We start from the raw sequence: 23,996 nt of genomic DNA, 5'->3' as shown, positions 1-23,996 counted from the left end.
ATCACGTCATCTCTCCAGGCTGCGGTGCGGACGGGTCGAGGTCGCGGAGCAACGCCAGGTAGGCCGCGGTGAACAGCCCGAGCTGCACCGCCACGGCCCACCGCACGAGCGGGTCGCCGCCGGGCACGGTGTCGAGGGTCGAGGCCCGCACGCCCGCCACCTCGGCGGCGCGGGTCACGACGCGCGCGGCGGCGAACGCCTCGCGCTCGTCGGCACCCCGGAGAGACGGGCCCGGTTCGGCGCCGGCGTCGGGCACCCCGAACCCGGGATCGTCGGGGGCGTCCTCACTGCCGATGAGCACCACCCGCGGCCGGGCGACCGGCTCGTCGACCCGGTCGCGGAAGAAGTCCTCCTCGGTCCGTCCGCCCGGGGTCACGAACACGGCAGTGGCCTGGGCGACGTCCTCGGGCAGGTGCAGCGCCACCGCGGGCGACCCGGCGAACAACCGCAACGCCGAGGCGAAGCGGTCGGCCGCGACAGCGGAGAGTGGCCCCGCCCCCACCAGCACCGGCTGGGCCTCGGTGAACTCCTCGGCGAGCGACCGGGCGGGGTTGGCGAAGGCGTCGGCGTCGGGGCGGCACGAGTGGGCGACGTCGTCGAGGGCGTCGGCGATCTCGGTGAGCAACCGCGGCCCGACGGTGGTCAGACCCCAGCGCCCGGCGGCGATGAGCACCGGCCCGAGCGCGGTCCACCCCGCGGCACGCCGGGGCGTGTCGGCGGGCAGGTCGACGACCACCCCCCGACCGGCGGCCGCGGCCACGGGCGAGCCGGCGGGCGCCACGACGAGCAGCGAGCACCCCCGGCGTGCCGCCTGCGCGGTCAACGCGACCAGACGCGGGTGACGGCCGTCGAGGCTGACCACGACAGCGGCGTCCGCGGCACCGGCGAACCGGGGCAGCTGCGGGGTGCGCACCACGCTCACCGGCGCGACGGGCGCGGCGAGGACGGTGAGCAGGTCGGCCACCAGCGAGGTCGGCTCGTCGGTCGCGACCAGCACCGATCGCGGTGGGCCGCCGAGGTCCAGCCGGTCGGGGTCCCAGTCGCGGAACCGGCCCGCGCCGACCTCGTCCGCGCGTCGCACCTGGGCGCCCGCGTGCGCGAGGTGCCAGAGCAGCCGGCCGCGGTCTCGCGCGAGCAGCGACTCGGTGTCGACGGGCGCGCTCACGAGGTGACCGGTACGCCCAGGCCGTTCGGGCCGGGAACGGCGTCGTCGGGCAGCAGCACCGGGATGCCGTCGCGGACCGGGAACCGGCTGCGGCAGACGGTGCAGACCAGCTCGTCGCCGTCGCGTTCCAGCGGCGCGTGGTCGGGGCTCGGGCAGGCGAGCAGGTCCAGCAGGTCGTCGGCGTTCATCCGCGGATGACGCCCAGCGCCTCATCGCGCAGTGCCGTCATGGCCGCGGCGTCCGGTGCCTCGACGTTGAGGCGCAGCAGCGGCTCGGTGTTCGACGCCCGCACGTTGAGCCAGCTGCCACCCTCGAGGTCGATCGTGAGACCGTCGAGTTCGTCGACGGCGGTGGTCCGGTCGGCGAAGTGCTCACGGACCGCGGCGCTGCGGGCGGCCTGGTCGTCGACCGTCGAGTTGATCTCGCCCGAGGCGACGTAACGCTCGTACTTCTCCGCCAGCACCGACAGCGGCTGGTCCTGCTCACCGAGCGCCGCGAGCACGTGCATCGCCGCGAGCATGCCGGTGTCGGCGAACCAGAAGTCGCGGAAGTAGTAGTGCGCGGAGTGCTCGCCGCCGAACACCGCGTTGGTGCGGGCCATCTCGGCCTTGATGTAGCTGTGGCCGACCCGGGTGCGCACCGGGTTGCCGCCGTGCTCGGTGACGATCTCGGGCACCGCGCGGGAGGTGATGAGGTTGTGGATCACCGTGCTGCCGGGGGCCCGCGCGAGTTCACGCTCGGCCACCAACGCGGTGATCGCGCTGGGCGAGACCGCCGCGCCGTTCTCGTCGACGACGAAGCACCGGTCGGCGTCACCGTCGAACGCGAGACCGATGTCGCCGCGGGCCTCGACGACACCCTTCTGCAGGTCGACCAGGTTGGCGGGTTCGAGCGGGTTCGCCTCGTGGTTGGGGAACGACCCGTCGAGTTCGAAGTACATCGGCACGATCGTCACCGGCAACGCCCCGAGCGGACTGTCGGCGTCGAGCACGGCTGGCACGGTGTAGCCCGCCATGCCGTTGCCGGCGTCGACGACGACCCGCAGCGGCCGGATGCCCGAGAGGTCGACGAGCGAACGCAGGTGCTTCGCGTAGTCCACCAGGACGCTGGTCTCCTCGACCGTGCCCTCACGGTCGGCCGCGACGAGGCTCTGACTGTCTTCGAGGTAGCTCTGGGCGCGTTCGCGGATCTCGACCAGACCCGTGTCGTTGCCGACCGGCGCCGCGCCGGGGCGGCACATCTTGATGCCGTTGTACTGCGCCGGGTTGTGACTGGCAGTGAACATCGCGCCGGGCAGCTGCATCGCGCCGGACGCGTAGTACAGCAGGTCGGTGGAGCCCAGGCCGACGTCGACGACGTCCGCCCCGCGCAGCGTCGCCCCCGCCGCGAAGGCCGCCACGAGATCGGGCCCCGACGGCCGCATGTCGCGGGCGACCACGATCCGGCGGGTCGGGGCGTCCGCGAGCACGACGTCGACGAACGCGGCCCCGATGGCGCGGGCGACGTCGGCGTCGAGTTGGTCCGGGACGACGCCGCGGACGTCGTAGGCCTTGACGATGGTGGCGAGGTCGATCACGGGTCCGATCCTGCCAGGCGCGTGTGGCGGGCGGATCACGCGACGGGGTCGCAGCGACGACGGACACGCCACCCACCGGCCGTCGGCGCCGCCCTCCCGGGAGGACGAGGTGCCACGGTCGGGGTCAGGCCTCGGGCGTCACTCGACCGGCGTCGGCACGATCCGCAGGTGGCCGCGGCGCGAGCGCGAGCCGGCCGGAGCGGGCAGGGGCGGGCCTGCCGGGCGCGGCGAGCCGTAGGACCGGACGGGGCCACCGGGGCGCACGGGACGGCCGCCACGTCCGGCCTCGGCCGGGACGACGACCTCGGCGGGCACGACGAGGTCGACCCGGGCCGCCTCGCGCACGGCGTCGGCGAGGGCCTCCAGGTCGTCGGGCTGCGGAGCGGGAACGGGGAAGTCGCCCTGGTGACGCAGGACCTCCCAGCCGCGCGGCACCGTGAGGCGGAGCGCGTGCTCCTCGCACAGGTCGTACGAGTGCGGTTCGGCCACGGTGGCGAGCGGGCCGACCACGGCCGTGGAGTCCGAGTACACGTAGGTGAGCGTGGCCACGGCCGCGCGTCCGCACCCGGAGCGGGAGCAGCGGCGAGGAGACGTCACGGCTCGCGACCCTAGCCGCGGCGCAGCTTCTGGTCCGGCAGACTCGCGGGAGACGTGAGATCCGCCAGTAGGCTCGGCCCCGTGACGCGCAGCCTGACCCGCGAGTCCGGGAACGGGCGCCCGAGCCGGCGGCGGCGCCGCGACCGGCACGGCCGGGGGCGCCGCGGCGTGCTCGCCCCGCCGGAGGTGCCGATCGCCCGCAGCCGCGCCGAGCAGTTCGACGACCTCGTGCTGGACGCCGTCGAGGACCTCGAGCACACCTGGGCCGAGGAGATCGCCTCGTTGCAGTTCGCGGTCGAGGAGGTGCCGGGGCCGGTCGAGGACGAGTTCTCCGCCGACGTCGTCGCCGACAAGGGGATCGTGCTCGCGCAGTTGCACCGGGGCCAGCCCGACACCCGCTCGCGCCGTGACCGGCGCGCCGACCCGGACGGCGGTGACACCGGCCCGGTGGTGGTGATCTACCGACGCCCGGTCGAGGCCCGCACCGAGGAGGGCGAGGACCGGGCCGACCTGGTGTTCAGCCTGGTCGTCGAACTGGTCGCCGAGTGGCTCGGACGCGACACCGACGAGATCGACCCACGCTGAGCCCGCGCGCTCCGGAGGCCCCCGCACTCCGGAGCGGCGCGGGTGTCAGATCGCGCGGCGCTTGAGTCGCCGGCGCTCGCGCTCGGACAGTCCGCCCCAGATGCCGAACCGTTCGTCGTTGTCGAGGGCGTAGCCCAGGCACTCGGCCTTGACCTCGCAGCCGGTGCAGACGCGCTTGGCCTCGCGGGTCGAGCCGCCCTTCTCCGGGAAGAAGGCCTCGGGGTCGGTCTGGGCGCACAGGGCACGTTCCTGCCAGCTGGACTCGTCCGGCAGGCCGAACAGGGCGGTGAGGTCCTCGTCGCCCCACGAGGCGGGCACGACGGTGGGCAGCGGCAGGAACGGGTCGTGCCGGCCGACGAAGTGGGCCTCGGGCCCTTCCGCGGGGCGCGGGGACTCGGACGGGCCGTGCTCCTGGGGGTCCTGGTGCATGGTCGTGGTCTCCTCCGCTCGAGACGTGTCGCCCTGGACTTCCGCGACCGGACCGGATCCGGCTCCGAACGACACGCCTCGAATTACACACGTGTCGTTCCCCGTCCGTCAAGCCGAGGGGTGATATCCGACCTGTGAGGGCCTGGCTAATCTGGGCCCTGCGATGACCTGCTACGTCGACACCGTCCGCCAGTACCCCGAGGCCGGCCTGCGCTTCGACGCCTACTGCCACCTGCTGGCCGACGACCGCGAGGAACTGCACGCCCTGGCCGCGCGTCTCGGCATGCCCCGCCGGGCGTTCCAGGACCACCCGTGGCGTTGGCACTACGACCTGCCCGCCCCGTTGCGTCCGGCCGCGGTCGACGCGGGTGCGGTGGTCGTCGACTTCCACGCCGTGGCCCGGCTGCTGCGCGCCCGCCGCACCGCCGTCGCGGCGGGAGGCGCGCGGTGAGCGCCGCGAGTCCCCTCGAGCCCGAGTCGACCGGCGAGATCGTCACCGGCGACCGGATCGCGACCGACCTGCTGCGCGCGTCGGTCGGCACCACCGGCGAACTGGTCACCCGCCGCGGTCTCGCCGTGTGCCTGCGCGGGGCACTGCTGGCCGACCTCGCCCTCGCGGGCGCGCTGGCCGACACCGGCTTCGGGCCCACCCCCACCGGCGAGTCGCCCCCGGACGACCGGATCCTCGCCGCCGTGCACCGCACGGTGCAGGCCCGGCCGTCGGTGGCGTGGCGACGGTGGTTCCGGCACGTCGACGTCGACCTCGCGGCCCTCGCCGACGAACTGGTCGAGCTCGACCGCTGGACCGAGACCAGTCGGGGGATGACCCGCCGGGTCGTGCTGGACCGTGACGCCGGCGGCGCCGTGGTCCTCGGCCGTCGGGCCCGCGCCGTCGGCCTCGGATCCGAACCCGCGGCCTCGGCACGCGAGGCCGTGCTGGGTGTGCTGGTCGCCAGTTGGACCGGCGCACACGGCGAGGGCCGTCCCCGTGACACCGTCAAGTTGCCCTCGGTGCTCGCCGGGTTCGACGACGTCCCCGGCGAGTCGCGCCAGGCGGCGCACGCCGCGGTCGGCACCGCGCAGGTGATGCTGAAGAAGGCCCGCCGCCGCTGGCGGTAGCGGGACCCCACTACCGTCGGTCGCCGTGCGGGTCACGGTGCTGGCGGGCGGGATCGGCGGGGCGCGGTTCCTGCGAGGTGTGCGGCACGCGCTGCCCGGCCATCAGATCACCGCGGTGGTCAACACCGGCGACGACATCAGCGTGTTCGGCCTGCGCGTGTGCCCCGACCTCGACTCGGTGATGTACACCCTCGGCGACGGCATCGACCGGGAACGCGGGTGGGGCCGGGCGCAGGAGACCTGGACCGTCATGGAGGAACTGGCCGCCTACGAGGCGCCGCCGTCCTGGTTCAACCTCGGCGACCGCGACATCGCCACCCACCTGGTGCGCACCCAGATGCTCAGTGCGGGCTACGGCCTCGCGGACGTCACGGCCGCGTTGTGCGTGCGGTGGCAACCGGGCGTGCGACTGCTACCGATGACCGAGCAGCGCTGCGAGACCCACGTGGTGGTCGAGGACGCGGAGGCGCCGAGCGGCCAGCGGGTCATCCACTTCGAGCAGTGGTGGATCGAGCACCGCGCGAAGCTGCCGGCGCGGTCGTTCGTGCAGATCGGGCTCGACGACGCCGTGGCCGGCCCCGGCGTGCTCGAGGCGATCACCGAGGCCGACGTCGTCCTGGTCGCACCGAGCAACCCCGTCGTGAGCATCGGCACGATCCTCGCGGTCCCGGGCATCGCCGACGCCGTCCGGAACACCGCAGCGCCGGTGGTCGGGGTGTCACCGATCATCGACGGCCGGCCGGTGCGCGGCATGGCCGACGCCTGCCTGCCGGTCATCGGCGTCGAGGTCAGCGCGCAGGGCGTGGCGGCGCACTACGGTGCCCGCGCCCACGGCGGGCTGCTCGACGGTTTCCTCGTGGCCGAGGGCGACTCCGCCGTCGTGGACGGGCTCTCCGTGCGCGCGGTGCCGCTGCTCATGAGCGACGACGACCGCACCGCGCAGATGGTCCGCGAGGCCCTGGCGGTCGCCGGTGTCGACTGACACCGGCAGGAGCAACCCGGTCGACCACGCCGCCGGCCGGGTCGAGATCCTGCCGGTCACCGGGATCGGTGAGGTCGTCCCGGGTGACGACCTCGCGGCGGTCGTCGGCGACGCCGCACCCTGGTTGCGCTCGGGTGACGTCGTCGTCGTCACCTCGAAGATCGTGTCCAAGGCCGAGGGCCGCCTGGTGCCGGTCGGTGACGACCGTGAGGCGACCCGCCGCGCCGCCATCGACGGCGAGACGGCGCGGGTCGTCGCCACCCGCGGCGAGCTGAGGATCGTCGAGACCCACCAGGGGTTCGTCATGGCGGCCGCGGGTGTCGACGCGTCGAACGTCGCGTCCGACCAGATCGCCCTGCTGCCGGTCGACCCCGACGCGTCGGCGCGGGCCCTGCGGGCCGGACTGCGCGCGCGACTCGGGGTCGACGTCGCCGTCGTGGTCAGCGACTCCTTCGGCCGGCCGTGGCGGGCCGGGATCACCGATGTCGCCCTCGGTGTCGCCGGGCTCGACCCGATCGCCGACGCCCGCGGCGCGATCGATGCACACGGCAACGAACTGGTCGTCACCGAGGTCGCCGTGGCCGACGAGATCGCCGCCGCCGGCGACCTGGTCAAGGGCAAGCTCGGTGGCATCCCGGTCGCCGTCGTGCGCGGCCCGCGGGTCACGACCGACGACGGGCCGGGCGGGCGGGCGCTGGTGCGCACCGGCCCGCTCGACATGTTCGCCCTGGGCACGACCGAGGCGATCGCACTCGGCCGCCGCGGTGGCGAGGAACCGGGACCGTTGCACAGGGATGCGGTCGCGGTCCTCGACACCGTGGACGGTCAGCGTTCGCTGGTCGAGGCCTACCGGGGGTTTCTCGCCGCGCGGGCCGACGCCGTGTGGCGCTCCTGCGAGCCGGGACACGTGACGGCCTCGGCGTTGATCGTCTCCCCCGACGCCTCGCAGGTCCTGCTGGTGGCGCACCCGCGGATCGGGATGTGGGTGCAGACCGGCGGCCACCTCGAACCGTCCGACCCCACGGTGGCCGCGGCCGCACTGCGGGAGGCGACCGAGGAGTCCGGCATCGAGGGCCTCGACCTCGACCCACGCCCGATCGATCTCGACGTGCACGGGCTGACGTGTTCGCTCGGCGTGCCGACCCGGCACTTCGACGTGCGGTTCGTGGCCGTCGCCCCGGCCGGCGCGGTGCCCGTGCGCAGCGAGGAGTCCGACGACGTCGCCTGGTTCCCCTGGGACGCCCTGCCGTCCGGGGTCAGCGAGGACGTCCCGCGCCTGGTCGCCGCCGCCCGGGCCCGGCTGGCCTCGTGAGCCGTTTCGACGCGGCCCTGGCCCAGCTCGCCGGCTGGCCGGTCCCGCACGCCGCGGCCGTCGTCGTCGCCGCCGACCGGACGGTCGAGACGGCGGGTGAGGTCGAGCGGGAGTTCCCCCTGGCGTCCGTGACCAAGCCGCTGGCGGCGCTGGCCACGCTCGTGGCCGTCGAGGAGGAGGCGGTCACGCTCGACGGCCCGCTGCCGTCCGAGGTGCTCGCCGGGCTGCCCCCCGAACCGCCCGGGGAACTGACGCTGCGCCACCTGCTGGCGCACGCGTCCGGCCTCGACCCCGAGGGCACCCGCTGGCAGGCCGCACCCGCGACCCGCCGCATCTACTCCAACGGCGGCTTCGACGCCGTGGCGGCGACGGTCGCCGCGGCCACCGACATGACGTTCGGCGCGTACTTCCACGAGGCGCTGGTGCGTCCGCTCGACCTGCACGCCACCCGGCTCGACGGGTCGGCCGCGAAGGACGGCGTCGCGAGCGCCGCCGACATCGCCGTCGTCATCAGCCAGTTCCTCGTGCCCGGCGGTCTGAGCCAGCGCGAACTGTTGCACCCGACAACGCTGACCGCGGCGGTCGAGGTCCAGTGGCCGGGGCTGCGCGGCGTCCTGCCGGGGTTCGGCGGCCAGCCCGACAACGCCTGGGGGCTGGGCCTGGAGGTCCGCGACCACAAGAGCCCGCACTGGACGGGTGGAGGCAACTCCCCCGGCACCTTCGGCCACTTCGGCCAGAGCGGCACGATGACCTGGATCGACCCCGTGGCGGGCGTCGGCGTGGTCGCCCTGACCGACCGTGCGTTCGGGCCGTGGGCCGCCGAGGTGTGGCCCCGGTTCTCGGACGCGGTGCTGCAGGCCGCCGCCGCGTAGGGCACGATCGGAGTCGTGCCGACCATCGAGTACGCGACCGTCGCCAACCACGCCGAGGCGCTCAACGGCCTGCTCTACCTGCAGGGTGCGGGCTGGACCGACATGCAGGTGCCGTTCACCCCGCAGAACCAGCCGGCGCCCGTCCACCTCGGTATCGGGGTCTCTGTGCTGGTGGGCTGGAACGAGACCGACCAGCAGTTCCCGATGCAGGTCGCGATCATCGACGAGGACGGCCAGCAGCTGGTCTCGGTCGAGGCCCAGGTCCAGGCCGGCCGCCCGCAGGGCCTGCCGCCGGGCAGCGACCTGCGCACCGTGCTCGCGATCAACGCCGAGATGCAGTTCCCGAAGGACGGCGGCTACGAGCTGCGCACTGAACTCGGCGAGCAGGTCGTCACCGTCGCGTTCCGGGTGCACTTCCCCACCCCGCCCGCGGGCGGCCCCGCCGGCAGCGCGACCTCGATCGACCTCCCGCCGGGCATCTAAGACCGGATTCTGTGTACTTCTGCAGCCTGAGAGCGCAGGAGTACACAGAATTCGGCTCTAGATGGTGAGGTCGGTCTCCGGCAGGGCTCCGATGCCCGCGAACAGCGGCAGGTAGGGGCGGACGTCACCCTCGACCACCCACGAGCTGATCTGGGCGGCGGAGCGCCGCGCGGTCAGCGCGCGGAACAGGTCGAAGCCCGACGCCTCGAGGACGACCGCGACCGGGCCGTCGCCCGCCACGCACTCCCACGCCGGGCTGACCAGCGCGATCGCGGGCAGCCCGGCCTCGCCGACGCGCGGGCCGAACCGGCCCGCCATCCGGTCGCGGACGGTCTCCAGGCCCTCGTTCTCCTCGGCTCCCGGCGCCTCGAGCGCGCCGCGCAGGTCCTGCTCGTGGATGACGACGTCGTTGAGCGGCCGGGTGCCGCGGGCCGTCATCCACTGCACCAGCGGACCGGTGAGGCCCTGCCACTCCGCGACGAGCGCGGCGAGGTCACGGTCCCGCCGGGCGTCGACCTGCGCCTGCGTCCACGCCGGGTTGTGGTCGTCCGGCTCGTCACCGGCCACGACGTCCGCGCCGAGCCCGACCATGTGGGCCAGCAGGTCCTTCGCCGTCCAGTCCGGGCACGCCGGCACCCGTACCGACGCCTGGGCGTCGTCCCGCTCGGCCACCAGCCCGATCACCCGGTCCTGCGCCTGCTGCCACTGCGCGATCTCGTCCACCGTGCATGCCTACCCCATCGGTTGGGAGAATGGACGGTGTGACCGCCGCCCCGCCCCGCGCTGCGGCTCCGCTCACCGACGGTGACCTGACGGCCCTGCCGTCGTCGCGGTCCCCCCGCGGGTGGTGGCGGGCCGCCGTGGACCGGCTGGCCGGTTCAGATCCCGGTCTCACCCAGCTGCGTACCGCGGTGCAGGCCCTCGCGGCCATGACGCTCTCGGTGGCCGGCGCGGGGGCGTTCGTCGCCCTCACCGGCGCCCTGCAGGTCGACCCCGCCGGTCTGCCGAGGGCCGTGGTGGCGGCGCAGCACCACGGGGCACTGGTGATCGCCCTGCTGGTCGCGGGTCTGCTCGCGATGCAGGCGACGTTCTCCGTGCACGACACCAGCCTGCGCAGCGGCGCGCTGCTCTCGGCGACCCTGCCCCTGCCGATGCTCGCGACGATGGCGGTGGGGATCGCGCTCGCGCCGTACCACGCCCTGTCGCTGGTGTGGCTCGTGGTCGCGCTCGTCATCGGCGTGTACCTGCGGCGGTTCGGCCCGCGAGGGTTCGCCTACGGCCTGCTGACCTTCCAGGGCGCGTTCCTCGGGTACTTCCTCGCCGCGCAGCTCTCGCTCGGTTCACTCGGGTGGATCGCCGCGATCATGGTGATCGGGGTCGTGGCGTCACTGGTCGCCCGCTACGGGCTGCTGCGCCAGGACCCGCACCGCACCCTGCTGCGGATGTGGACGTCGTGGCGGGCACGTGCGCAACGCCTGCTGGAACTGGCCACCGAGCTGACCGACACCGAGTGCAACGATCGTCACCGGGCCTCGTTGCACGACTCGATCGGCCGCCAGCTCACCCGGCTCAACGAGTCGACGCTCATGATCGACGCCCAACTCGGTCAACCCGACGCGAGCCGCGCCGCGCTCGTGCTGCACCAGCGACTGTTCGACATGGAGCTCGCGCTCACCAACGTCTGCCGGTTCGCGGTCGCGGTCACCGACCGGTGCCCGGACTCCGACGTCCACCACGCGGTCCGTCAGGTGCTGCTCGACCTGCGGTCGGTGGACCACACGGCCGCGGTGCACGACGTCAGCGCCGTCCGCGACCTGCGCCCGGACGACCCCACCACGGCCGTCCTGCTCGACCGGTTCGGCCAGTCGGTCGAGGCGCTCGCCGGCGCCCGCCGGGAGTGGCTGGCCGTCTCACGGGCCGAGTTCAGCGGCGACACCGACACCGCGGCGGCCGTCCCCAGCGACCCGGACACCGCGACCCACGACTTCACCCCGGCCGTCGACCTGGTCTCCGGTTGGCTACCCGGGTCCGGTCCGGTGAGCGACGAGGCGACCAAGCTCCCCGGTCCGCGCCACTGGTGGCAGGGCGTGGGGCTCTCGGGTCCGGCGCGCGCGGCGATCCAGGTCGGGGTCGCGGCGACCATCTCCGTCCTGGTCGGCGGGCTGCTCTCGGACCGGCGGCTGTACTGGGCGCTGCTCGCGACGTTCCTCGCGTTCCTCGCGACCAGCAACAGCGGTGAGCAGGTCCGCAAGGCGCTGTTCCGGGTCGGCGGCACCCTGGTCGGGATCGTGCTCGGCGCGGTGATCGTGCACCTCATCGGCGGGAACCTGCCCGCGTCGGTCGTCATCATCGGGGTGGCGCTGTTCTTCGGGATCTACCTGATCCGCGTCAACTACACGTTCATGGTCATCGGCATCACGATCACGATGTCCCTGCTCTACGTCCAACTCGGCGAGTACAGCTGGAGCCTGCTCGTGCTCCGGTTGGAGGAGACCGCGATCGGTGTCGGGGCCGTGGTCGTGACGGTCCTGCTCGTGGTCCCCCTCCGCCCGCAGCGGGTGCTGACCGCAGGTGTCCTGCTGTGGTTCCGCGCGCTGAACGCCGTGGTCGACGACGCCCTGACCACGCTGGCCGGCGGTACACGGGTCACCCGGCTCGGGGTCCGCAACCTCGACGCCGCCTACCAGTCCCTCGTGGTCACGGCGCGTCCGTTGCAACATGCAACGTTCGGGCGCAACAGTTCCCAGCTGCGCGAGATCCTCGCCGTCGCCACCGCCGCCCGCAACTACGCCCGCAACCTCGCCACCGGTGCGCGCCCCTGGACCGACCCCGCCGTACTGGCCGCCCTCGAACCGGCCGCGGCCCGGATGCGGGACTCGCTCGCGGTCATCGACCGACGGTTGGAACAGCGGGAGTTCGCGCCCTACGTCCGGTCCGCGGCGCTGTTCAACGCCGTCGACCGCGCTCTGCCGGACGACGACCGCCGCTCCCACCTCGTCCTCCGCGACCTCATGCTGCTCGACGGCGCGTTGGCCCGCCTCGCCACGTCCCTGCGGCTGCCGGTCGAGGACCTCGACACCACACCCCCGGTGGCTGAGAGTTCAACCTTCCGGTCGCCTTAGCGTCACCTTGAGGGTCGGCCCAGCAGTCTTGGCGTCGCGCCGGAACCGGCGCCCCGGACTCCCCCAGCGGAAGGCTCGACCATGTTCCTCACGTCCCACCCCCTCGCGACGCGGTTCGCCCGCACCGGCGTGCTGCTGCTCGGCGCGGGTGCCGTGCTCGGCGCCGCCCTCGCCGTCGCTCCCGCGGCGACGGCCAAGGCCGCCTCGACCGGTGACTTCGCCGTCACGGTCAACGGCACCACCTACAACCCGGCCCCGGGCCGCGACGTCAAGCTCGAGGACGTGCGTCCCGGCACCGCCCGCATCCAGGTCCGCGGCGTCCACGTCGGGTTCGCGGTCGACCCCGCCACCTTCGGCGTCTACGACTACACGCTCACCGGCGCGGCGAACCCCGACCGCATGGTCACCACGCCGACCGTGATCTTCAGCTCGAAGGTCCCGACGCTGACCCCGGCCCAGACCGCGGGCGCCCGCATCAGCCGGCTCGAGGTGAAGGACGACTCGCTCGTGCTGATCCTGCAGACCGGCGCCGGCAAGTTGAAGGTCCAGGCGAAGGACGCCCCGACCGGCGGCATCTTCCAGATGGAGCCGGAGTTCGGCGGGACCACCGAGGTCGTCCACACCCTCGGCCCGACGCTGTTCTACTTCGTCAACCCGTTCACCGGCAAGATCAACTTCGGCAACGGCGTCGGCCCGGACTCCACCCACCAGATGCTGCTCGGCAAGGACAGCCCGCAGGTCGCGACCAAGACCTACCAGGACGGTGCCGTGACCAAGTGGGTCGTCACCTCCGGCGGCCGCGTGGGCGGCGTGCTCGGCGAGGACGCCATCGAGCTCTCGCAGGGCGCGACCAACTGCACGCAGAACTGCCAGGCGCAGAACCGCATCCGCGGCTCGCTCCCCGTCCCGCCCCTGCCGACCAACCCCACCCCGATCGGCGGCTGACCCCGCCCGCACTTCCCGATCCTGCGAGATCTGGCGTCGTCACGACGCCAGATCTCGCAGGATCGTGTCGTCAGAGGGCGCGGAGGTCCTGCGGGGCGTAGCGGGGGCCGTACTTCGGGGCGCGGATGCCCGACGCCTCCACCAGGCGCACCACCCGCTGCCGCTGACCCCGCCACGGTTCGAGGGCGGCGAGCATCTCCTCGTCGCTGCCCCGGGCCCGGCCGGTGAGCACGTGCACGACGGAGTTCGGGATGTGGAAGTCGCCAACACTCACGGTGTCGGGGCAGCCGAGCGCACGCTGGATCGTCTCGGCGGCGGTCCACGCCCCGATCCCCGGCAGCAACTGCAGGCGCGCCGACGCCGCGGCCGAGGTCATCGCGGCGCACTCCTCCAGCCGCGCCGCCACCGCGCACACCGCGCGGATCGCCCGCATCCGCTTGGCGTCGACGCCGAACCGGTGCCAGTCCCACGTCGGGACCTCCCGGATCGTCGCCGGTGTCGGCGGTGTGCGCATCGACTCCGGCACCACGGTGGCGGGCCCGGGCGCGGGCTCGCCGTACCGGTACAACAGCGACCGCCAGGCCGAGCGGGCCTCGCCGCCCGTGACCTTCTGCTCGAGGATCGCCGGCACCAGCGCGTCCAGGACGAGGCCGGTGCGGGTCAGCCGCATGCCGAGCCGGGAACGGCGCACCTGGTCGAGCACCGGGACGGCGCTCACGTCGAGGGTCGACCAGTCGTCGCCCTCCCCCAGCAGCGCCGGGACCCCGCCCAGGACGTCGTCGGCGCCCGGACCCCAGGCGTCCGCCGTCACGCTGCCGTCGGCGAGCTGCGCGAGTGCGAGGGTGGCCGGGCCGGAAACGGTGCGGGTCACCCGGACGAACGTCCCACCCACCCAGCGATGAGCCGGGTCGCCCCGGCCGCGCACGAGCGGCGCCAGCGTCGCCCGGAGATCGAGCGGCGCCGACGGCCGGTACGTGCGGGTGGTCACGGTCAGCCGACGTCGGCGCTGAACCGCACGGCGGTGTCGGGCAGGGTGACGCCCGGCCAGACCCGTGCACCGTGCACCAGTTCGTTGTGGGCGCCGACGACCGCGTCGTCGCCGATGACCGCATCGGTGATCACCGAGTGCGGGCCGATGCGGGCGCCGCGGCCGATCACGCTGCGGGTGACGACACATCCCTCGCCGACCGACGCGCCGTCGAAGACCATGCCCGACGCGATGCGAGCCCCTTCCCCCACCGACGCGCCGGTGCCGACGACCGTGCCACCGGTCAGCCGTGCGGTCGGGTCCACCGTTGCACCCTGCAACACGAGGGACTCGCCGGTCGGACCGGGGAGGGCCGCGGTCGGAGCGATGCCCCGCACCAGGTCGGCGGAGCCCGCCACGAAGTCACCGGGCGTGCCGAGGTCGCGCCAGTAGGTGGTGTCGACGAACCCGAACACCTTGGCTCCGGCCTCCAACAGCCCCGGGAACGTCTCGCGTTCCACCGACACGGCCCGACCGGCCGGGATGGCCTCGAGCACCGAGCGCTTGAACACGTAGGTGCCGGCGTTGATCTGGTCCGTGGGCGGATCCTGGGTCTTCTCGAGGAAGGCGGTGACCCGGCCGTCGTCGTCGGTCGGCACGCAGCCGAACGCCGTCGGGTCGGCCACGCGGGTCAGGTACAGCGTGACGTCGGCATCGGCCGTGCGGTGCGCGTCGAGCAGGGCGGGCAACGAGACCCCGGACAGGACGTCGCCGTTGAAGACCAGCGCGGTGTCGCCGCGCAGCTTCGACGCCACGTTGCGGATCCCGCCACCGGTGCCGAGCGGTTCGGTCTCGACGACGTAGTCGATGTCCAGCCCCAGCGCGGCGCCGTCGCCGAAGAACTCCTCGAAGACCGAAGCCTTGTACGACGTACCGAGCACCACGTGCTCGATACCGGCCGCGGCGATCCGCGACAGCAGATGCGCCAGGAACGGCACGCCGGCGGTCGGCAGCATCGGTTTCGGCGCGGACAGGGTCAGCGGGCGCAGGCGGGTGCCCTGGCCACCGACCAGGACGACGGCGTCGACATCGCTCACGGGGTTTCCTCCGGGGTGTTCTGGGGCGTCGGGGAGTGCGGGTCGGTCGGGGCGTCCGACCCTGATCCTGCCAAACGGGCGCCCGCCGCCACCGCCCGCGACCGCACGGCGAGCACGGCGCGGGCGTAGAGCCCCGCGTGCAGCAGCGCCCGCAGGGGCCGTCGCCACGGGCCGGGGTACCGCTGTTGGATGTAGAGCCACGCACTGTCGTGGTGGGCCCTGGCCATCCGCCGGGGGTCGCGACCGGTGGCGGTGCCGCCGACGTGGGTGACGACCGCGTCGGGTACGTAGAGGTTGACCCCGAGGTGGCCGAGCCGTTCGCCGAGGTCGACGTCCTCGAAGTACATGAAGTATCTAGGGTCGAACCCCCCGACCGCGTCGAAGGCGTCGCGTCGCACGAGCAGGCACGAACCTGACAGCCACCCGGCCTCGCGCTCGTGCAACCCCTCGCGCTCGCGGCGGTACCGACGGGTCCACGGGTTGCCGGGCCACCACCACCCGAAGAGGGCGTGGCCCGCGCCGGTGGTGAGGTCGGGCAGGTCGCGCGCCGACGGGTAGACGACGCCCGCCGCGGTCTGGATCCGTGGGCCGAGCGAGACGGCGTCCGGACGCCGGCGGGCGGCGGCCAACAGGGTGTCGAGCGAACCCGGACCCCAGGTGAGGTCCTGGTTGGCGATGACGACGTGGTCGGCGGTCGTGGCGGCCACGCCGAGGTTGGCCGCGCGGCCGTAGCCGAGGTTGCCGCCGGTGGGCAGCAGGGTGACGCCCGGGCGGGTCGCCGCCCGCTCCACCGAGCCGTCGGTCGAGCCGTTGTCGGCGAGCACGACCTCGTAGGGCTCGCTCACGGCGTCGGCCAGGGAGTCGAGCAGGTCGTCGATCTCGTGTCCGGGGAAGTACGTCACCACCACGACCGCGACTGCGGGGCTCATGCGGCCGCCGCCCGGTAGGCGTCGGCGTGCAGCGCGGCGCACCGGGCCCAGGTGAACCCGGCGGCCCGGGCCACCGCATGCTCGCGCAAAGCAGTGGTGTCGGTGTCGAGCAGCTCGCTCAACCCGGCCGCGATGGCGTCCGGACCGGTCTCGCAGTAGGCGACGGCGTCGCCGCCGACCTCGGGCAGCGACAGCTTCCGCGTGGTCAGGACCGCGCCACCCGACGCCATGGCCTCCAGGACGGGCAGCCCGAAACCCTCGCCGAGGCTGGGGTAGGCGGTCACCGCCGCGCCGCCGAGCAGCGCCGGCAGCTGATCGAGCTCGAGGTAACCGGGGCGCACCAGCTGCAGCGACGATGGCACCGCGTCGACGGCCGCGTCGATCCCGGGGTCCCAGCCGGCGCCACCGGCCAGGACGAGGGCGGGCGGGGTGGCGCGGTCGCGGCAGGCCCGAACCCACCCTTCGACCAGGGCCGGCACGTTCTTGCGCGGTTCGAGGGTGCCGAGGAACCCGACGAACTCGCCGTCGACACCGAGCCGGGCCCGCAGGGCGTCGACCTCCGTGCCCGAGGGCGGCCGGAACAGGTCGTGGTCGACCCCGTGCGGCGCGACCGTGACCCGGGTGGCGTCGAGGCGCACGTGGGCGGCGACGTCGTCACGGGTCGCGGCCGACGGCACGACCAGACCGGCCGCACGCCGGGCCGCGATCCTGGTCCAGGAGCGGAAGAAGGGCCCCTTGACCCGCGAGTGCCACTGCGGCCCGGAGAAGAACGTTGCATCATGCAACGTCACCACGACCGGGCAGGGGGCAGCGAGGGGCAATGTGTAGTGCGGGCTGTGCAGCACGTCCGCACGCAGCCGTCGGGCCAACCGCGGCAGACCGGTCTGCTCCCAGGCGAACCGCGCCGCGGTGCGGGCGGTGGCGGCCGGCGCGGCGACGCTCTCGACCGGCGCCGCGGCCAGGACGTCGTCGCCCGGCGCGTGGACGACCACCAGGTCGACGTCCGGGGCCGCCCCGGCCGCGAAGGCCGCGACCAGGCCGTCGACGTAGCGACCCACGCCACCGCGGTCGGCGGGGATGGCGGTGGCGTCGAGCAGCACGCGCGCCATCCCGCTGACCTCCCTCGACCGTCGACCGGTGCCGCCCCGACCCGGGCGGACCGATGCCGGAGGGTACCGACGCCCCCGTCGCCGACCCCTCACGGCAGACTGGCCCGATGCGCATCGCGGGGTTCGGCACCTACGACACGGGCGCCCACCCCCGGGTCGCCGTGCTCTTAGAGGGCCTCGCCGCGCACGGCCACGAGGTCCGCGAGATCAACGCGCCCTGGGCGTTCGACACCGCCGCCCGGGTCAAGTCGCTCGGCTCGCCGCTGCCGCTGCTCACGGCGTTGCCCAAGCTGCTCGCGGCCTGGTTCCGGCTGGTCGTCGCCTCGCGGCGGGGGCCGCGCCCCGACGTCGTGGTCGTCGGCCACCTCGGGCACCTCGACGTGCTGCTGGCGCGGGTGCTGTTCCGCCGGGCAACGCTGGTTCTCGACCTGTTGATCTTCCTCGGCGACACCGCCCGCGACCGCGGCGCGAAGGCGGGGCTGGTCCCCCGGGTGCTGGACCGGTTGGACCGTGTCGCGATCGCGGCGGCCGACGTCGTCGTGGTCGACACCGACGAGCACCGCGACCTGATGCCGGCCCGTCACCGGGACAAGACCGTCGTGGTCCCCGTCGGCGCGCCGCAGGCGTGGTTCGACGCGCGCGAGAACGACCCGGTCGTCGACGGCCCGTTGCAGGTCGTGTTCTTCGGCCTGTTCACCCCGCTGCAGGGCGCGCCGGTGATCGCCGAGGCCCTCGAACGTGCAGGGTCCCGGGCCGCCCTCAAGGCCACGATGATCGGCAGCGGCCAGGACCTCGAGGCGGCGAAGGCGGCGGCGCCGGGTGACCACATCCGCTGGATCGACCGGGTGGCGTCGACCGAACTGCCGGCCGTGGTCGCCGCGCACGACGTCTGCCTCGGCATCGTGGGGACGTCCGAGAAGGGGCTGCGCGTCGTCCCCAACAAGGTCTACCAAGGTGCGGCGGCCGGGTGCGTGGTCGTCACGTCCGACACCGCCCCCCAACGTCGGGCGCTCGGCGACGACGCCGTGCTCGTCCCGCCCGGTGACGCCGAGGCCCTCGCCGACGCCCTGGTCGCGCTCGCGGGCGACCGTGAGCGCCTCGCCACCGTCCGCGCCGCCTGCTCGGCCCGCGCCGACCGTGACTTCCGTCCTGCTGCTGTCGTCCGTCCCCTCCTGGAGGTCCTCTCATGAGCACGCGTGCCGCGCCCGCCCCGCTCGCCCCGAACGCCCGCCTGCGCTGGTCGGTGGTCGCGCGGCAGGTCGAGGCCATCGCGCCCCGCACCGTGCTGGAGATCGGCTGCGGCGGCGGCGCGTTCGGCGCCCGCATCGCCGAGCGGCCGGGGGTCGAGTACCTCGGGGTCGAGCCCGACCCGACCTCGTGCGAGGTCGCGCGGGGGCGCATCGAGCCGCGCGGCGGAGCGGTGCGCAACGAGGCGTCCTCCGACCTGCCGGCGGGTTCGGAGTTCGACCTGGTCTGCGCGTTCGAGGTCCTCGAACACCTCGAGGACGACGTCGCCGCGCTCGAGGAGTGGACCACCCACGTGCGCCCCGGCGGCCACCTGCTGCTGTCGGTGCCGGCGTTCCAGGCGCGCTTCAACCCGTGGGACACCATGGTCGGCCACTACCGCCGCTACGAGCCGGCCGGGCCTGCGCGCGCTGCTGCAGGACGCGGGCTACGTCGACGTCGACGTCACGGTGTACGGGTGGCCGCTCGGCCTCGCGACGGAGAACGTCCGCGGCCGGATCGCCGGCCGTCGCCTCGCGGGCGGTGCCGTCGCCGGCAGCACCGCCGAGGGCGCGGCCGCTCCCGACGACGCCTTCGCCGAGCGCACCGCCAGCAGCGCCCGCCAGCTCCAGCCTTCCGACGTGCTCGGCCCGGTCGTCACCCTCGCCGTCAGCCCCTTCGCCGCCCTCCAGCGCCTGCGTCCGAACGCCGGCACCGGGTTGGTCGCCGTGGGCCGACGGCCGACTCAGCCGCGGTAGACCGGCGGCGGGACCGTGGGATCCGCGGCCACGACGTCCAGCCCCGGGTCAGCCCGCAGCGCGGCGAGCGCGTCCTCGGAGCAGCCGATGGCCGCCCAGTGGAGGTCGACGTCACTGGTGAACAGCCAGCTGCGGTCGGCGGGCCAGACCAGCGCCGGCGGCAGCGACGCGCTGCCGGGCAGGTCGGGCCAATCGGCCACGTCGGCCAACGCTCCCGTGACCAGGGCGTGGCGACGGTGCGGCATCTCGACCATGGGCCCCGCCCCGACCGCCGGCGGCAGCCCGCCGTAGCCCTCCCACACGCTGAACAGGCACCGCTCCGGGGTCCCGGTGAAGCGAGCGAGCACGGTCAGAGCACGTCGGGCCTGGTCGAGATCGGCGGGATGGTCCTCCGGCATCTCGTCCCACGACTCCGCGTGGTCCGGACGGGTCGGGTCGGGGATGTAGCGGAGCCGCCCGTACGCCGGGAACGCGTCCACGTTCACCGGCATCAGCCAGTTGCCCACTGCCGCCGGCCGAGTGAGCCAGTCGGCGGCCTCGACCTCGGTCGAGAACCGCAGGGTCACGATCCACACGGTAACGCCGTCGGTGACGCGCTTTTCCTGTCACGACGAGGCCACCAGGAACGCGCGCGTTCGGCGCCGTGGCGAGGTTCGCGTGCGGACCGGCACTCGCTCGACTGCGCGGCGCCGTGCGTCGAGGGTGGGGCCGACGAGAAATCAGCGACACGTCCGCTGAGGCGTATGGAGCGACGTCTCGCCGCCGTCGCGGATCGCCGCGGTCCTCGGTCCCGGATTCGTTGCCGCGTCGGGGCGGGCCTCGAAGAAGCTCGATGCACACCGACGCCTCATCGACACCGTGAAGCGGTGGCTCGACGTTCTCCAGTTCCTGCTGTCGACCCCGGTTGGAATCGACACCGTCAACGACGGCTCCGACCACTCGTGACGAGGCGCTGCAGCCGGACCTCGGGAACGCCCCACAGCAGCCGTTCGGCGGTCGGGAGTCGGCAAGTGACACCTCGGCAGGACTCTACTTCCAGCAGGGAAAACCCCGCTGGACATTGACTTCCCGACCCCATCCAGTAGAATCGAACGCATGTCGAACACCGTTGCGGACCGGATGGCGCGGATCGCCACGCTGGACGCGCAACGGTGCCGACTCGCCGCCGAGATCGCCCGCGAGACCGCAGCCCTCGCCGCCCAACACCGCGCCGCGATCGAGGTGGAGATCGCGACCGTGCCGAAGCCCGGTGTGGGTCGGGCGCGGCGGCGGGAGCACGCCCGGCGGCAACTGGTCGCCCAACTCGGTCAGGCGTTGAAGCTGAGCCCGTGGCACGCGGGGCAGTACCTGCGCTGGGCGGTCGAAGCACCCACCGACACCCCGGGCACGTTCGCCCTGCTCGAGCGCGGGGAGTTGTCGGAACGGCGGGCGCGGATCGTGTTCGACCAGGTCGCACCCCTGGAGCAGGTCGACCGGCAGATCGTCGACGCCGGCATCGCGGCGAACCTCGACGGCTGGGGCGACCGGACCCTGACCCGCCGCACCCGCGCCGCCGTGCACGAACTCGACCCCGCCGGCGCCTGCGCCCGCGCCGCGAGAGCCGCCAGCGAACGCCGCGTGTCCACCCGCCCGGCACCCGACGCCATGGCCTGGCACACGCTGCTCGCCCCGATGGTGCAGGTCGTCGCCTGCCGCGCCGCGCTCGAGCAGGCCGTCAAGGACGCCCGAGTGCACGGCGACCAGCGCCCCGCTGGGCAGATCATGGCCGACACCGTCGTCGAACGGATCACCGGACAGACGACCGCGAACGCCGTCCCGCTCGCAGTGCAGCTGGTCATCACCGACCGCACCTTGCTCGGTGCCGGCGACGCACCCGCCCGCCTCGTCGACGGATCACCGATCCCCGCACCGCTGGCCCGGGCGATGGTGCTCGACACCGGCCACGACAGCCCAGCCCACCGGGTCCGCCGCCTGTTCTGCGACCCCGCCGGCCGGCTCATCACCGCCGAGACCGCATCCCGTCAGTTCACGAAAGCCATGGCCGACTTCGTCGCGTTGCGTAACGAGGACACCTGCACCACCGCGTACTGCGACGCCCCCATCGGACACGTCGACCACCACCAACCCCACACCCACGGCGGCCCCACCAGCCTGACCAACGCCCGCGGGATGTGTGTCTGGTGCAACGAGACCAAAGCCGACCGGATCCCCGACACGGCCGAACGAACACCGACGGCGCCGACCCGACCACCCCGCCGACGACACCGCCGATCGAAGCTCGAACGCCTCGCGAAACGCCGGATCGCTGCCGCCCGACGACCCCACGCCACCGTCGAGTTCTTCCTCGACCACGACCTGCTGCGTCAGACGGGCTCGGTGAACGTCACCGGCTTGCCGGCGGCCCGGGCGTGAGCGATCTCGCGGCGGACGGCGTCGCCCAGGTAGCCGCCGGGGTCCACCACCACGACGCGGTCGGCGAGCTCGATCTTGCGCAGGTGCAGCTCACCCAGCGCGCGTCGTTGCGCGTCGGACAGTGCTTCGGCGGCGTCCCGGCCGGCGGCGTCGGCAGCGAACGCCGGCGCCACCACGATGGCCCCGGCGAGCGTCAGCTCGCGGTTCACCGCGGCCAACTCGGCCGCGAACCGGGCCGAGCCGCAGAGACACACGATCTCCGGACGTGACGTCACGACGTCGGGTCGGCGACCTTGCCCCAGGCGGCGCCGACACCGGCGGCTCCGAGGTCGACGACCACCAACGTGAGGCGGGCGGCGATGGCCACCAGCAACGCGACCGCGGAGGGCACGGTGGCCGAGAGCGCCAGCACGAACGCCGTCTCACGGACCCCCGCGCCGGCCGGGAACGGGATGGCGAGCACGCCCACACAGATCGCGAAGGCGCCCGCGCCGAAGGCCGCCACGGCCGTCTCGGCCCCGGAGTAGCCGGCGGCGACGCACAGCAGGTAGGTCTGCAGGCCGAACCCCACCCAGGCGAGCAGCGCCCAGCCCGAACTGCGCAGGGTGGCAGGGACCGGGACCCGCTCCCCCAGCGGCGCGCGGCGCAGCAGCGAGAGCAGCTTGTCGACGGCCGCGGGCAGCACCCGCGGCAGCAGCAGCACGAGCAGGACGGGCGCGGCGATGAGCAGCCACCAGAACCGGGCGAACGCCTCGGCGCCCGACCACGGCAACGTCACGCAGGCGATCAGCAGGCCGGTGACCAGACCGATGACCAGGGCGAACAGGTTGGCGGTGAGCATCGTGCGCGGCGCCGCCTGCCAACGGCGGCCGGCCGTCATCTGCCCGACCGCGGGCCAGACCGACCCGGGCAGGTACTTGCCGAGCTGGGTCACGAAGAACACCCGCAGCCCCGCGCCGAGCGGCGCGCGCACCCGCAGCCCGTGCAGGACGGCCACCCAGGACACGCCGTTCAGGGTCGTGGCGATCGCCGCCGGGATCGCCGACAGCGCGATGACCCACCACGACAGCACGTCGGCGGCGTCGGCCAGTTCGTGACGGTCGCGGTAGAGCACGAGGGCCGCCGCGGCGACCACCACGACGAGCGCGAAGACCGTGACGACCCGGCGCAGCCGCGACGGTGGCGCCGGGGCGGGAACGGCGACGTCCGGGTCGGCGCCCGCGACGACGGAGGAAGGGGCCGGTGGCTCAGCCGTCATCGTCGCGCGAGCGCACGATGAGGTCGGCGAGCAGGGCGATGGCGCCGATGAGCAGACCGCCGATGAGCAGGAGCAGGGTCGAGGTCGCGATGCCGACCGGACGCAGCCGCACGAGGTCCACGATCGCCTTCACGAACCCGATCGCGATCAGCCACAGGGCGATCGGCATGAGGACCTTGATCGGGTTGAAGTACATGACCATCCGCAGCACCTGCAGGATGTACCGGTAGGCGTCGCGGACGAAGTGGAACTTGCTGGTACCCGCGCGCTGGGCGTAGTCGATCGCCAGGTAGTCGACCTCGTGCTGGTTCGACAGGAACGACAGCGTGAGGGTCGTGACGCACGAGAACCCGGGCGGCAGCAGCCGCAGGTACGGCAGCGACACCTGACGACGGAACGCGCGCAGGCCGCTGTTGAGGTCGGGGATCTTGGTCCCGGCGAGGACCTCGGCGATCTTGCGGATGATCCACTTGGCCGGGACGCGCAGGAACTTGTGCGTGCCCTGCTCGCTGGTGCGGGCGCCGACCACCTGGTCCGAGTGCGGGTTGTCGTCGAGGTACTTGACGAACTCGGGGATCCGCTCGTTCGGGTAGGTCATGTCGGCGTCGGTCCACACCACGATGCGACCGCGCGCCTCGCGGGTCCCGATGCGGCGGGCCGTACCGGAACCGCCGTTGCGCGGGAACGCCAGCACGCGCATGTCGGGGTTGGTCTTCTCGTTGGCCTCGAGGATGGCGAGCGTGCCGTCGGTCGACTTGTCGTCGATGCCGAGCAGTTCCCAGCTGTAGCCGCTGGCACGCATCGCGACCGTGATGCGGTCGATCTCCTGCTGGAGGTGGTCCTGCTCGTTGTAGCAGGGCAGGACCACGGTGACGTCGAGGGTCTCCTCGACGAGGCGCTCGGCGCTCACGGGCGTGGGCAGCGTGGTGAACGCAGGTCCACCAGCCGGCGGAACGGTCCTCGCGGGCTGGGTGGTCATCGGGTGGTGGTGACGTCGACGTGGTGGAACACGGGGCGCGAGTCTAACCGCCCCCGGAACGATCCCCGACCACCAC

The 23,996-nt window shown here is 73.7% G+C and carries 26 protein-coding genes and 1 pseudogene; 13 read left to right on the top strand and 14 right to left on the bottom strand.

The window, feature by feature from the left end:
* Position 1 precedes the first annotated feature (1 nt).
* The 4 genes from ACXR2U_RS02310 to ACXR2U_RS02295 form a co-directional block, all read right to left on the bottom strand.
* The gene (locus tag ACXR2U_RS02310) at positions 2-1,165 is read right to left on the bottom strand and encodes an SIS domain-containing protein (protein WP_458823304.1); all 1,164 of its coding nucleotides are present in this window, start codon (positions 1,163-1,165) and stop codon (positions 2-4) included.
* Positions 1,162-1,353, bottom strand: coding sequence for a Trm112 family protein (locus ACXR2U_RS02305; protein WP_458823303.1), 192 nt, complete (start codon positions 1,351-1,353; stop codon positions 1,162-1,164). The genes ACXR2U_RS02310 and ACXR2U_RS02305 overlap by 4 nt, the downstream gene beginning before the upstream one ends.
* Positions 1,350-2,741, bottom strand: coding sequence for a phosphomannomutase/phosphoglucomutase (locus ACXR2U_RS02300; RefSeq protein WP_458823302.1), 1,392 nt, complete (start codon positions 2,739-2,741; stop codon positions 1,350-1,352). Before ACXR2U_RS02300 ends, ACXR2U_RS02305 begins: the two co-directional genes overlap by 4 nt.
* 138 nt (positions 2,742-2,879) lie before the next feature.
* Positions 2,880-3,338 carry a DUF3499 domain-containing protein gene (locus ACXR2U_RS02295; protein WP_458823301.1) on the bottom strand — a complete coding sequence of 153 codons (459 nt, stop codon included), beginning with the start codon at positions 3,336-3,338 and terminating at the stop codon, positions 2,880-2,882.
* An 81-nt stretch (positions 3,339-3,419) separates the two neighbouring features.
* On the opposite strand from ACXR2U_RS02295, the gene ACXR2U_RS02290 reads away from it, so the two are divergent.
* Positions 3,420-3,923, top strand: coding sequence for a metallopeptidase family protein (locus ACXR2U_RS02290; protein WP_458823300.1), 504 nt, complete (start codon positions 3,420-3,422; stop codon positions 3,921-3,923).
* Positions 3,924-3,968: 45 nt separating this feature from the next.
* On the opposite strand, the gene ACXR2U_RS02285 is transcribed toward ACXR2U_RS02290, so the two are convergent.
* Positions 3,969-4,352: a WhiB family transcriptional regulator gene (locus ACXR2U_RS02285; RefSeq protein ID WP_458823299.1), complete on the bottom strand. Its 384-nt coding sequence runs from the start codon at positions 4,350-4,352 to the stop codon at positions 3,969-3,971.
* A gap of 163 nt (positions 4,353-4,515) precedes the next feature.
* Between ACXR2U_RS02285 and ACXR2U_RS02280 the strand changes: the two genes are divergently transcribed.
* The 6 genes from ACXR2U_RS02280 to ACXR2U_RS02255 are packed head-to-tail and all read left to right on the top strand — an operon-like array spanning position 4,516 to position 9,120.
* Positions 4,516-4,803: a DUF4031 domain-containing protein gene (locus ACXR2U_RS02280; RefSeq protein WP_458823298.1), complete on the top strand. Its 288-nt coding sequence runs from the start codon at positions 4,516-4,518 to the stop codon at positions 4,801-4,803.
* Positions 4,800-5,471: a GPP34 family phosphoprotein gene (locus ACXR2U_RS02275; protein ID WP_458823297.1), complete on the top strand. Its 672-nt coding sequence runs from the start codon at positions 4,800-4,802 to the stop codon at positions 5,469-5,471. Before ACXR2U_RS02280 ends, ACXR2U_RS02275 begins: the two co-directional genes overlap by 4 nt.
* Before the next feature lie 25 nt (positions 5,472-5,496).
* Positions 5,497-6,453, top strand: coding sequence for a 2-phospho-L-lactate transferase (cofD, locus tag ACXR2U_RS02270; protein WP_458823296.1), 957 nt, complete (start codon positions 5,497-5,499; stop codon positions 6,451-6,453).
* Positions 6,443-7,765 (top strand): coenzyme F420-0:L-glutamate ligase, encoded by a 1,323-nt coding sequence (locus tag ACXR2U_RS02265; protein ID WP_458823295.1) that lies wholly within the window; start codon positions 6,443-6,445, stop codon positions 7,763-7,765. Before cofD ends, ACXR2U_RS02265 begins: the two co-directional genes overlap by 11 nt.
* Positions 7,762-8,637, top strand: a complete 876-nt coding sequence (locus ACXR2U_RS02260; RefSeq protein ID WP_458823294.1) for a serine hydrolase domain-containing protein — start codon at positions 7,762-7,764, stop codon at positions 8,635-8,637. The genes ACXR2U_RS02265 and ACXR2U_RS02260 overlap by 4 nt, the downstream gene beginning before the upstream one ends.
* Positions 8,638-8,652: 15 nt before the next feature.
* Positions 8,653-9,120: a DUF6941 family protein gene (locus ACXR2U_RS02255; protein WP_458823293.1), complete on the top strand. Its 468-nt coding sequence runs from the start codon at positions 8,653-8,655 to the stop codon at positions 9,118-9,120.
* Positions 9,121-9,177: 57 nt separating this feature from the next.
* Here the strand turns inward: ACXR2U_RS02255 and ACXR2U_RS02250 are convergent, their stop codons facing one another.
* Positions 9,178-9,843: a maleylpyruvate isomerase family mycothiol-dependent enzyme gene (locus tag ACXR2U_RS02250; protein WP_458823292.1), complete on the bottom strand. Its 666-nt coding sequence runs from the start codon at positions 9,841-9,843 to the stop codon at positions 9,178-9,180.
* Between the two features lie 38 nt (positions 9,844-9,881).
* On the opposite strand from ACXR2U_RS02250, the gene ACXR2U_RS02245 reads away from it, so the two are divergent.
* Positions 9,882-12,242: an FUSC family protein gene (locus ACXR2U_RS02245; protein ID WP_458823291.1), complete on the top strand. Its 2,361-nt coding sequence runs from the start codon at positions 9,882-9,884 to the stop codon at positions 12,240-12,242.
* A gap of 81 nt (positions 12,243-12,323) precedes the next feature.
* Positions 12,324-13,187 carry a hypothetical protein gene (locus tag ACXR2U_RS02240; RefSeq protein ID WP_458823290.1) on the top strand — a complete coding sequence of 288 codons (864 nt, stop codon included), beginning with the start codon at positions 12,324-12,326 and terminating at the stop codon, positions 13,185-13,187.
* Between the two features lie 70 nt (positions 13,188-13,257).
* Here the strand turns inward: ACXR2U_RS02240 and ACXR2U_RS02235 are convergent, their stop codons facing one another.
* From ACXR2U_RS02235 to ACXR2U_RS02220, 4 genes are read right to left on the bottom strand one after another with little or no spacing between them, the layout of a single operon-like run.
* Positions 13,258-14,175, bottom strand: a complete 918-nt coding sequence (locus ACXR2U_RS02235; protein WP_458823289.1) for a DNA-3-methyladenine glycosylase family protein — start codon at positions 14,173-14,175, stop codon at positions 13,258-13,260.
* A gap of 2 nt (positions 14,176-14,177) precedes the next feature.
* Positions 14,178-15,251 carry a mannose-1-phosphate guanylyltransferase gene (gene manB, locus ACXR2U_RS02230; protein WP_458823288.1) on the bottom strand — a complete coding sequence of 358 codons (1,074 nt, stop codon included), beginning with the start codon at positions 15,249-15,251 and terminating at the stop codon, positions 14,178-14,180.
* The gene (locus ACXR2U_RS02225) at positions 15,248-16,180 is read right to left on the bottom strand and encodes a glycosyltransferase family 2 protein (protein WP_458823287.1); all 933 of its coding nucleotides are present in this window, start codon (positions 16,178-16,180) and stop codon (positions 15,248-15,250) included. The genes manB and ACXR2U_RS02225 overlap by 4 nt, the downstream gene beginning before the upstream one ends.
* Positions 16,177-17,289, bottom strand: coding sequence for a glycosyltransferase family 4 protein (locus tag ACXR2U_RS02220; RefSeq protein ID WP_458823286.1), 1,113 nt, complete (start codon positions 17,287-17,289; stop codon positions 16,177-16,179). The genes ACXR2U_RS02225 and ACXR2U_RS02220 overlap by 4 nt, the downstream gene beginning before the upstream one ends.
* A 107-nt stretch (positions 17,290-17,396) precedes the next feature.
* Here ACXR2U_RS02220 and ACXR2U_RS02215 point away from each other — a divergent pair, with 107 nt between their 5' ends.
* The 3 genes and pseudogenes from ACXR2U_RS02215 (at position 17,397) to ACXR2U_RS02205 (ending at position 19,271) form a co-directional block, all read left to right on the top strand.
* A complete protein-coding gene (locus ACXR2U_RS02215) occupies positions 17,397-18,479 on the top strand; it encodes a glycosyltransferase (protein WP_458823285.1) in 1,083 nt (360 codons plus the stop codon).
* Positions 18,476-18,880 (top strand): annotated as a pseudogene (locus tag ACXR2U_RS02210) (class I SAM-dependent methyltransferase); the annotation flags it as partial. The gene ACXR2U_RS02215 and the pseudogene ACXR2U_RS02210, both read left to right, overlap by 4 nt.
* 103 nt (positions 18,881-18,983) lie before the next feature.
* Complete coding sequence (locus ACXR2U_RS02205; protein ID WP_458823284.1) at positions 18,984-19,271, top strand: hypothetical protein; 288 nt, start codon at positions 18,984-18,986, stop codon at positions 19,269-19,271.
* On the opposite strand, the gene ACXR2U_RS02200 is transcribed toward ACXR2U_RS02205, so the two are convergent.
* Positions 19,259-19,837, bottom strand: coding sequence for a hypothetical protein (locus ACXR2U_RS02200; protein ID WP_458823283.1), 579 nt, complete (start codon positions 19,835-19,837; stop codon positions 19,259-19,261). The two genes, ACXR2U_RS02205 and ACXR2U_RS02200, sit on opposite strands and share 13 nt — an antisense overlap.
* A 529-nt stretch (positions 19,838-20,366) precedes the next feature.
* Here ACXR2U_RS02200 and ACXR2U_RS02195 point away from each other — a divergent pair.
* Positions 20,367-21,683, top strand: a complete 1,317-nt coding sequence (locus ACXR2U_RS02195) for an HNH endonuclease (protein ID WP_458823282.1) — start codon at positions 20,367-20,369, stop codon at positions 21,681-21,683.
* Here ACXR2U_RS02195 and ACXR2U_RS02190 read toward each other — a convergent pair.
* The 3 genes from ACXR2U_RS02190 to ACXR2U_RS02180 are packed head-to-tail and all read right to left on the bottom strand — an operon-like array spanning position 21,635 to position 23,920.
* Positions 21,635-21,958 (bottom strand): hypothetical protein, encoded by a 324-nt coding sequence (locus ACXR2U_RS02190; RefSeq protein WP_458823281.1) that lies wholly within the window; start codon positions 21,956-21,958, stop codon positions 21,635-21,637. The two genes, ACXR2U_RS02195 and ACXR2U_RS02190, sit on opposite strands and share 49 nt — an antisense overlap.
* Entirely contained in the window at positions 21,955-22,941 is a 987-nt protein-coding gene (locus ACXR2U_RS02185) for a lysylphosphatidylglycerol synthase domain-containing protein (RefSeq protein WP_458823280.1), read from the bottom strand. Before ACXR2U_RS02185 ends, ACXR2U_RS02190 begins: the two co-directional genes overlap by 4 nt.
* On the bottom strand, positions 22,931-23,920 hold the full coding sequence (locus ACXR2U_RS02180) for a glycosyltransferase family 2 protein (protein WP_458823279.1): 990 nt from the start codon (positions 23,918-23,920) through the stop codon (positions 22,931-22,933). The genes ACXR2U_RS02185 and ACXR2U_RS02180 overlap by 11 nt, the downstream gene beginning before the upstream one ends.
* Between the last annotated feature and the right edge of the window lie 76 nt (positions 23,921-23,996).

Source organism: Jatrophihabitans sp. YIM 134969 (assembly GCF_054456675.1).
The sequence above is the reverse complement of the archived record's forward strand: the minus strand, read 5'-3'. Positions and strand labels throughout refer to the sequence as shown.

Excerpts from the sequence above, each read along its gene's own strand:
- ACXR2U_RS02185 (WP_458823280.1), bottom strand. The coding sequence starts at position 22,941 with ATGACGGCTGAGCCACCGGCCCCTTCCTCCGTCGTCGCGGGCGCCGAC.
- ACXR2U_RS02215 (WP_458823285.1), top strand. The coding sequence starts at position 17,397 with ATGCGCATCGCGGGGTTCGGCACCTACGACACGGGCGCCCACCCCCGG.
- ACXR2U_RS02225 (WP_458823287.1), bottom strand. The coding sequence starts at position 16,180 with ATGAGCCCCGCAGTCGCGGTCGTGGTGGTGACGTACTTCCCCGGACAC.
- ACXR2U_RS02240 (WP_458823290.1), top strand. The coding sequence starts at position 12,324 with ATGTTCCTCACGTCCCACCCCCTCGCGACGCGGTTCGCCCGCACCGGC.
- ACXR2U_RS02280 (WP_458823298.1), top strand. The coding sequence starts at position 4,516 with ATGACCTGCTACGTCGACACCGTCCGCCAGTACCCCGAGGCCGGCCTG.
- ACXR2U_RS02220 (WP_458823286.1), bottom strand. The coding sequence starts at position 17,289 with ATGGCGCGCGTGCTGCTCGACGCCACCGCCATCCCCGCCGACCGCGGT.
- ACXR2U_RS02305 (WP_458823303.1), bottom strand. The coding sequence starts at position 1,353 with ATGAACGCCGACGACCTGCTGGACCTGCTCGCCTGCCCGAGCCCCGAC.
- ACXR2U_RS02180 (WP_458823279.1), bottom strand. The coding sequence starts at position 23,920 with ATGACCACCCAGCCCGCGAGGACCGTTCCGCCGGCTGGTGGACCTGCG.
- ACXR2U_RS02195 (WP_458823282.1), top strand. The coding sequence starts at position 20,367 with ATGTCGAACACCGTTGCGGACCGGATGGCGCGGATCGCCACGCTGGAC.
- ACXR2U_RS02285 (WP_458823299.1), bottom strand. The coding sequence starts at position 4,352 with ATGCACCAGGACCCCCAGGAGCACGGCCCGTCCGAGTCCCCGCGCCCC.